The sequence below is a fragment of the Nocardioides sp. Root151 genome (assembly GCF_001427925.1).
Classification (GTDB): domain Bacteria; phylum Actinomycetota; class Actinomycetes; order Propionibacteriales; family Nocardioidaceae; genus Nocardioides.
Genome location: NZ_LMGG01000011.1, coordinates 1 through 1,481 on the forward strand (window position 1 = coordinate 1; position 1,481 = coordinate 1,481).

The following is a 1,481-nucleotide window of genomic DNA, read 5'->3' on the forward strand; positions in this document are numbered from 1 at the left end:
ATCGACGGCGACGAACTCACCGACGCCGCCACCCGCGCCCAACAACTCGAACAACCCAACTGAGCATCGCCGATGGCGCGGCACCGTGACATCCCGAACCGGGTAGGCCTCGAGGCCTACCCGGTTCTGTCGTTCACGGGGGAGTGGGCGTCGGTCGTGACGGCGGCCCGCTCGAGCTGGGCAAGTCCATGGGGCGTGATACTCAGTGCTCGTCTTCCCGGCTGACGGTTGACCCAGTTGTCGGTGAGCATGGCGGTGGCGATCATGGCGCCGATGGTGCCGGCCAGGTGGTCGCGTTGCTCTGTCCAGTCACGACAGGGCCGCACAATCGGGCGTCGGGAGCGGGCGGCCAGGTCGAGGTCCACTCCGAAGTAGGTTTTCAGGGCGTCCGTGCCGGCTGGGGTGATGGTGCTCATCTGCGGATCAGTCCATGCGGCGGCGATGAACCGTTCAGCCACGGCCACCCCGAGCTGACCGGCGAGGTGGTCGTAGCACGTGCGAGCTGCCCGGAGACGACGTTGTTCGCGAGACAGCCGAAGTGAGCTGACGGGGCCCTGGCCCGGGCCACTGAGTTGCTCCAGTGCATGCGCGACACGGGCGTTGGCCAGTCGGTAGTGCCGGAATCGGCCTCGGGGCTCGACGGTTACGAGACCCGCGTCGGCGAGGAGGGCCAGGTGTTCGCTCGCGGTGGCCGGCGCAACCCCGGCCACGTGGGCCAGCTGCCCGGCGGTGTGGGGTGCTCCGTCGAACAGCGCATCGATCATCGCGGCGCGAGCTGGCGCACCGATCGCCCTGCCGATCCGTGCGAGGTCGAGGCTCATGGTTTCGATTGTGCCGCAGGCACGATTCGGCAAGGACCGAGATGACGGGGTCCTCATGGCCCGGACCTGGAATCCCGTGGGACAGGCGTCCGCGGCTGGCGGTGGACGGCACCCGGATCTGCACACCCACGAGGTGATCCGCCGTCATGGCCGTCTCGCTGATTGCGACTCAGACTCTTCGCCCGGCCGGCCCCACGAGTGGGATCGACCCCGCGGGGATGACCTGGAGCCTGCGCGAGATCGCCGTGCACAGGGGCCCGTCGTACGCCAACCAGCTGGGGACCTCTCGGTCTGGACGCCGGCCGCGTACGGCGCCGCTTCCCGGTGTGGAGCGTGCTCTCCTGGGCGCGACCGAGAAGCCGGGGGAGAGCCCCGAACGCGTCGATTTGACCCGTGGTGGGGCGTGGCCTAATGTTTCACCTGTCGCCGAGAGCGACCGGGAAGAACGGCCTTCTGGCCGGGCTCCGGTCCCACCAGGCGGCCACCCCCATCAGTACCCCTCTCGGGGTCCTCTGAGTGTGCGCCACGATGCGGCCTCGGAAGATCCTGGATCAGTGTGTGCGATGGGATCTGGAAGCAGATTGGCCGGTTTGACAGGCGAATCTCACTCCGGTAAGTTTTGTCAGGTTGCCCCGGGGCTTGGTCGTGAGGCTGGGTGCG

1 protein-coding gene is annotated in these 1,481 nt (G+C 68.3%); it reads right to left on the bottom strand.

Annotated features, from left to right (window positions below; translation table 11 throughout):
• Positions 1–116: 116 nt before the first annotated feature.
• Positions 117–821 carry an ArsR/SmtB family transcription factor gene (locus ASD66_RS23965; protein WP_056892499.1) on the bottom strand — a complete coding sequence of 235 codons (705 nt, stop codon included), beginning with the start codon at positions 819–821 and terminating at the stop codon, positions 117–119.
• Positions 822–1,481 lie beyond the last annotated feature (660 nt).

Coding starts and splice junctions, on each gene's coding strand:
- ASD66_RS23965 (WP_056892499.1), bottom strand. CDS start 821: ATGAGCCTCGACCTCGCACGGATCGGCAGGGCGATCGGTGCGCCAGCT.